The organism is Blastomonas sp. 34TW (assembly GCF_059803595.1).
The window spans coordinates 1-6,001 of record NZ_JAPFGW010000034.1 but is presented as its reverse complement, the minus strand read 5'-3'; the positions used below and the strand labels follow the sequence as shown (position 1 = coordinate 6,001).

The window sequence follows — 6,001 nt, the reverse complement described above, 5'->3', positions numbered from 1 at the left end:
AGGGGAGGGGGAGGGGATGTGTGCCCGGGTGATTGCCGGGTGCACATCAGGAGCGACCACGATGCTTATTCCCTTTTCCCGGCTCTATCTGAGCGATGCCAATGTGCGCAAAACGCGCAGCGAAGAAGACGATATCCAGCTTTCCGCCGACATCGAAGCGCGCGGCCTTTTGCAGAACCTGCTGGTCACCAGGAGCAAGAAGCGCGGCAAGTTTGCCGTGATCGCCGGTGGCCGCCGGTTGCGGGCCATCGAGATGATCGTCGCGCGCGGTGCGTGGGACCCCGATACCGAGATCGAATGCAAGCTGCTTGAGGGCAGCGAAGAGGAAGCTGGCGAGGCCTCGCTTGCCGAGAACTTCCAGCGTGTCGGGATGTCCCCCGCTGAGGAATGCCGCGCCTTCCAGCACTTCATCAAGGAGGGCAGCGATGTTGCCGCGGTCGCCAAACGCTTTGGTCTCACCCAGCGCTTTGTGGAAGGCCGCTTGCGGCTAGCAAACCTTGCCGAGCCGATTTTCGAAGCACTCGCCAAGGGCGATGTCACCCTCGAGATCGCCAAGGCTTATGCTGCGACCGATCAGCACGAGGTGCAGTTGCGGGTCTTTGAGCAGATGCGGTACGCCTACAATCCAAGCGCCGATGCCATCCGGCGCATGGTGGCGAGCGGTTCCATGCGCGGCAACGACCCAATCGCGCTGCTGATCGGCGAAGATGCCTATGTGGCCGCCGGCGGCAAGATCGAGCGCGACCTCTTCAGCGAAGCGGCAGATGATCGCTGGATCGACATCGAGATCGCCCACAAGCTTGCGGCCGAGAAGATGGAGACCGAAGCCCAGCGCATTGCTGCTGAAACGGGCCTTGCGTGGATCAGCCCGGTGGCGTCGACCAATTCATGGCAGGCGCGCAGCGAAATGGGCGTCAATGCGGTTCGCCTCCCGCCCGCGTCGCTCTCCGAAGAAGCACGTGCCCGAATTGACGCGATCGATGCCCGAATGGAAGAAATCAGCGAGATCATCGACGAAGGCAATGAAGGCGACCCTGAAGGCGACGGGGCCGATTTCGGGCAGCTCGAGGCCGAGTATGAGGATCTCGATGGTGAGCGCAGTGACCTCAATAACCCGGTGCGCGAATTGCCCGAAGAATGGCGCAGTGAGGCCGGAAAGTTTCTGGTTCTCACCACCCGCGGCGAAATGGTCCTCGAGGCCGATTACTACAGCGAAAAGCGCCTGTCGTTCGAGACCGATGAGAATGGCAAGGTGACAGCGACGGCCGAAGAGCCGGTGCCAGGTTCCACCAAGCGAGGCAGCGCTGCACCTTCCAGGCCTGAGGCAGTTGCGCCGGGCACGGAAAAGCCGATCAGCGCCCGCCTGTTCGACGAGCTTTCGGTCCAGCGCCGCAATATCCTGTCGGCATCGCTGCTCACCGATGCGGGGCTCGCGCTCGACTTTGCCATCTTCGCTTTGGCTGACAGCCGCAGCTATGAAAGCCGGGGAACCTCGATCAAGGGCGGTAGACCCAGCGATCCTGCGACCGGAGAACTTTCGCAGTCCACAGCCGAAGGGATTCTCGCCGAGGCCGAAAACGCGCTCGACACGGCATGGCAGGAACATGGCTGTGCAGCCCAGCGCTTCATTGCCTTCCGCGAGCTTGCCGACGAAACCAAGGCGGCGTGGCTCGCCTATGCGGTGGCCATCTCGCTCGAAGCCAAGAAGGGCTATGGTTCGGAATACCATCCGATCCATGCTGTCATCGGCAGTATGCTCGACATCGACGTCGCTGCGATGTGGCGGCCGACGGCCGAGAATTTCTTCGACCGGGTCAGCAAGACCTCGTGTCTTGCCGCGCTGACCGAAGTCGGCGGCAGCGATCTTGCGGCGCGTTATGCCGCATCGAAGAAGGCTGACCTTGCCAAGACCTGCGAGACGATCTTCGCCGGCAAGGCGATCGTTGAACAGGACGTCAAGGAAGCGGCGCTGGCGTGGCTCCCCGAAGGCATGAAGTTCACGATTGCTGCCAATCCCGCTGATCCGGTCATCCCGGACACCGACGAAAGCGACCCTGTCGCCGACGTCTGCGATGGCGATGACGGTGAAGCCGAAAGCGAGGCCGACGAGCTCCTCAAAGACCATCAACATGAAGTCGCCTGTGAAGAAGCGGCGGTAGCCGCCTGAAGCGGCGACTCACCCCTCCTGATGACCTGGCCCGGCCACTCGCCTGAGTGAGCCGGGCCTCTTTTTTGTTGAGGAGCAGGCCAATGCGCCAACGACCCAAGCGTGATGTCGCGCAGGAAATCACCAATCTGATCATCAATACAATTGAGGCCGGAACGCTGCCCTGGCGCCGACCCTGGAAAAAGACCGGTATGGGTGGCGCGCCGCTGCGCGCTGCAGGCGTCCCCTATACAGGGATCAACCGCCTCTATCTTTGGGCGGTCGCCGACCACTATGGTTATGGCTCACGCTACTGGATGACCTGGCGCCAGGCCATTGAGCTTGGCGGACAGGTCCGCAAGGGCGAGACCGCCGAGCCGAGCATCTACTTCAACAGCACGAAGAAGACCGCGGTCGATCAGGCGACCGGTGAGGAGTCGTCGAAAACAATCCGCTTCATGCGCGCTTACAGCGTGTTCAACGCCTCGCAGATCGATGGCCTGCCGCCGCATTTCTATCCGAGTCCGGTGCCTGAAGCGCCGCCGACGCCCTCGCAGAAGACCGCTGCCATCGAGCGCTTCTTCGCACCCGTCCCGGCGGACATACGCCTCGGCGGAGACCGCGCGTTCTACTCGCCGGGCGCAGATTACATTCAGCTTCCGCACCCCAATGTCTTCAACACCGAAGACGGATTCGTGGCTACGAAAGCGCACGAACTCGGCCATTGGTCGGGCCATGCCTCGCGGCTCGCCCGCGAATTTGGCAAGCGTTTCGGCGACAAGGCATACTCTTTCGAGGAGCTCGTCGCCGAGCAGGTGAGTGCCCGGATCTGCTACGAACTGGGCCTTCCGGCAGACCTCCATGAAAGCCACGCCAGCTACGTCTCGCACTGGCTGGAAATACTCAAGGCCGACAAGACGGCGATCATCACCGCGGCCGCGAAGGCCGATCAGGCGTTCAACCATCTTGCGGCCTATTCGGGCTACCAGAGCGAACCTGCAGAGGATGAAGGGGAGGAAGCCGATGAAACGGCGCCAGTTTCGGCTTGTGCTTGAGCCAGCCCCCGAGGAGGTCGTTCGCCTCACCCAGCTTCACCGTTATGCCGGCGATGTTGCAGGCCGGGGGAGGGCGCCCATTGGCGGTGTGCTGGCTGAGTATATCGCAGGCCTGTTTCCCCAAAGGGATCTACGCCAGGTGCTGGACGGTCTTCTCGGCAAGGGGGACGCCGGTTGGTCACTTGGCACAACTCCGGATCAAGGCCGATCGCTTGTCATTCAGACAACCGAGGCGGGCGTTGCGGTCTCGGCAGTTGCGCGAATCCTCGAACAGATTGCGCCAAACACGCTCCTGCGACCGATGATCTACGAGCCGTTGCCGCTGCAGAACCCGAGCGAGCACCGCGGCAGCCTGCATTGAGGGAAGGGGGATGGGGCCATTGCATCTTGCAATGGAAAGGAAGCCTCATGTCCTGCGACATCGATTACCGTTACCGCCGCGCACTCCAGCCTGATGGACTGACAACCTTCGAAAATGCGCTGCGAGCATTGAACGAGGCCGTGGATGATGTTCGCCTTGCAGGCCGGCAGGCTGCAACCTGTCCGGCTGTGCTGCTGCTGACGCGCCACCTTCAACGCATTGCTGACGGAAGGCCGACCGAATGTGAGGCAGACGACCAGGCTCTGCGGTCCCAGTGCATCGAACGCCTTGCCGAGCTCAAACACAGGCCTGCGATCATTGCGCTGGTCAAACGCGGGATCGACTATCGTCCCGAAGAGCTGCGCCACTACCGGCGCGAGGGCACGCGCGCCCTTCGGCAGATCGCAGCAGGGATCGGGCTCGAGCATGCCGATTACCGCATCAGCTATTACACCTCACAGGAACAGCTCGCGGGTGAGCATGTGCTGGAAGCCGAAGGTATCTATGTCCGAATTAGCCCGGAAAGGTTCGGCGAGCCGGGTCTCGCTTGGCGCAACCCGTTCTGGAAACCGCCTGGCGCGGTGATGCGCAAAGCGCCGATCACCGCCCTTGCAGACATTCCCGCACTCACGGCGCGGATCGCGCGCGAATTGAAGATCGCACCTCCGGCGCAGCCGGGGCTCATCTGAAGGAGAACACGCATGGGCTGGCTTTACATGCACCGTGCCGGAATGGGGGGCTTCGACACTCCCAAGGCCTATCTCGACAATCAGCTCACATGGGAGCGCGAGAACGAAGAAACCGGCAGCTTCGAAGGATGCCGGGTCATCAGAAGCGTGTCCACAACCGGGGCCTATTACGCGGCTGTCCAGCGCTATGGACCGAACAACCAGACCCACGCCATCTCCGCGGTAATCTGTCTGGTCCGCTGGAACCCCAAGGCCGCAGACGGCCTCCTGTTCGGCTACAAGGACATGGATGAAAACTCCGGGCCGGTGGAGGCTGGGTGTCCCAGAAGTATCCTCGAGGAACTGGGGCCAACCCGTCACCCTTATGCCCTCGACTGGCGCAACCGCTGCTACCGCCAGCTGCGCCTGAAGGAACGCAAGATCGCCGATGGTGACATGATCCGGCTGCCTGAACCCATGAAGTTCACCGATGGGAGCGAACACGCCGAATTCAGGGTGACAAAGCGCGGCGCGAAGATTGAACTTAGCACGCCCGATGGCCGAGGCCGGTTCCGCATCAGCAGATTGATGGAGCGCCGGTTCGAAGTCGTGCCGCCCAAGCGTGCGCCGCGCACATTCTTCCCGGCAACGCCGTAACGCTCGGGAGGTGACCATGCTGCCTCAGAGCCTCGATCCCAGAAGGGCGATCCTGTGCGGACGCGCCAATGCCGAGCGCCTCGCCATTCGGATGACCGCAAATTCCGGGCAGAGCCATGCCGTGGTAAGGACGGACAGCAAGCTCCAGCCCTTTTGCGTTCTGCCTGCAGAAGAGGGCCTTGCCGGCGCGATCGAATTGCAGGTCGTGGTTTTGTAAGAGCGGGTAACCTCTTCGGCAAAACGGGAACACCTGCTGGGTTTGACACCCAAACCTTGATTACCGCAGATATTGACGCTATATCGCGTCAGAATTCATGGGAAAGTGCAATGGCGATTCAAAACTACGCTGACAACGGCGCGTTTGCTCCGCGCAAGATCGTCGACGCGCTGCGGACGACCAGCGACGAACTCGCACGCTCGCTGGGCCTCGGCAAGGATGCGATCCAGCGCAAGGACCGGATCGCGTCCGACCGGACGCAGCGCCGCCTTCGCCAGATGGTCGAGGTGCTCAACAAGGTCGAGCCGCGCTTTGGTTCGGCGTTGTTGGCCTATGCCTGGTACCGCTCGGAACCACTGCCGGGTTTCTCGGGCCAGACTGCCATGCAGCTCGTGCAGAGCAACCGGGCCGATGACGTGCTGACCTATATCGACGCGGTCGACGCCGGCGTCCACGCCTAGTCCAATGCACTTTACCGGGCTGCTCTACCGCGCCCACAATCCGGTCTGGTCCCGTGAACCCCTCTCAGGGGAGGGGGCCGCCCGATTTGGCGGACGGTTCAATCGCATGGGGCGCACGGCGCTCTATACTTCCCTCGCCCCTGAGACCGCGCTGCGCGAGGCCAATCAGGCTGGCACGCTGCAGCCCACCACGCTGGTGGCCTATCAGGCCGACATCGGGCCGCTGCTCGATGGCCGGGACACGGCTGCATTGCATCCCTTCGGCATCACACCGGCTGAACTCGCCGACCCGTCATGGCGTGATCGGATGCTCTCCGGCAAGCCGGTCCCGACGCAGGACCTGGCGGAGGCCGCGATCGCGCAAGGCTATGCTGGCATCGTTGTCCCGAGCTACGCCCGCGGCGCCCCCGCAGACGCGCTCAATCTTGTCCTATGG

At 62.5% G+C, this 6,001-nt stretch carries 8 protein-coding genes; all 8 read left to right on the top strand.

Features of this window, described 5'->3' with window-relative positions; genetic code table 11:
* Positions 1-61 precede the first annotated feature (61 nt).
* The gene (locus OPU69_RS19690; RefSeq protein ID WP_498513256.1) at positions 62-2,167 is read left to right on the top strand and encodes a ParB/RepB/Spo0J family partition protein; all 2,106 of its coding nucleotides are present in this window, start codon (positions 62-64) and stop codon (positions 2,165-2,167) included.
* Between the two features lie 83 nt (positions 2,168-2,250).
* On the top strand, positions 2,251-3,201 hold the full coding sequence (locus OPU69_RS19685; RefSeq protein WP_058456856.1) for an ArdC family protein: 951 nt from the start codon (positions 2,251-2,253) through the stop codon (positions 3,199-3,201).
* Entirely contained in the window at positions 3,170-3,562 is a 393-nt protein-coding gene (locus OPU69_RS19680; RefSeq protein WP_150126424.1) for a hypothetical protein, read from the top strand. The genes OPU69_RS19685 and OPU69_RS19680 overlap by 32 nt, the downstream gene beginning before the upstream one ends.
* A 47-nt stretch (positions 3,563-3,609) precedes the next feature.
* On the top strand, positions 3,610-4,251 hold the full coding sequence (locus tag OPU69_RS19675) for a hypothetical protein (RefSeq protein ID WP_069052201.1): 642 nt from the start codon (positions 3,610-3,612) through the stop codon (positions 4,249-4,251).
* A gap of 12 nt (positions 4,252-4,263) precedes the next feature.
* Positions 4,264-4,887 carry a DUF6927 domain-containing protein gene (locus OPU69_RS19670; RefSeq protein ID WP_069052200.1) on the top strand — a complete coding sequence of 208 codons (624 nt, stop codon included), beginning with the start codon at positions 4,264-4,266 and terminating at the stop codon, positions 4,885-4,887.
* 16 nt (positions 4,888-4,903) lie between these two features.
* On the top strand, positions 4,904-5,104 hold the full coding sequence (locus tag OPU69_RS19665) for a hypothetical protein (RefSeq protein ID WP_498513253.1): 201 nt from the start codon (positions 4,904-4,906) through the stop codon (positions 5,102-5,104).
* Between the two features lie 110 nt (positions 5,105-5,214).
* Entirely contained in the window at positions 5,215-5,565 is a 351-nt protein-coding gene (locus OPU69_RS19660) for an antitoxin Xre/MbcA/ParS toxin-binding domain-containing protein (RefSeq protein ID WP_054590611.1), read from the top strand.
* A 4-nt stretch (positions 5,566-5,569) separates the two neighbouring features.
* The coding region (locus tag OPU69_RS19655) for an RES family NAD+ phosphorylase (RefSeq protein WP_498513250.1) at positions 5,570-6,001 on the top strand (432 nt) is incomplete at its 3' end.

Coding starts and splice junctions, on each gene's coding strand:
- OPU69_RS19690 (WP_498513256.1), top strand. CDS start 62: ATGCTTATTCCCTTTTCCCGGCTCTATCTGAGCGATGCCAATGTGCGC.
- OPU69_RS19685 (WP_058456856.1), top strand. CDS start 2,251: ATGCGCCAACGACCCAAGCGTGATGTCGCGCAGGAAATCACCAATCTG.
- OPU69_RS19680 (WP_150126424.1), top strand. CDS start 3,170: ATGAAACGGCGCCAGTTTCGGCTTGTGCTTGAGCCAGCCCCCGAGGAG.
- OPU69_RS19675 (WP_069052201.1), top strand. CDS start 3,610: ATGTCCTGCGACATCGATTACCGTTACCGCCGCGCACTCCAGCCTGAT.
- OPU69_RS19670 (WP_069052200.1), top strand. CDS start 4,264: ATGGGCTGGCTTTACATGCACCGTGCCGGAATGGGGGGCTTCGACACT.
- OPU69_RS19665 (WP_498513253.1), top strand. CDS start 4,904: ATGCTGCCTCAGAGCCTCGATCCCAGAAGGGCGATCCTGTGCGGACGC.
- OPU69_RS19660 (WP_054590611.1), top strand. CDS start 5,215: ATGGCGATTCAAAACTACGCTGACAACGGCGCGTTTGCTCCGCGCAAG.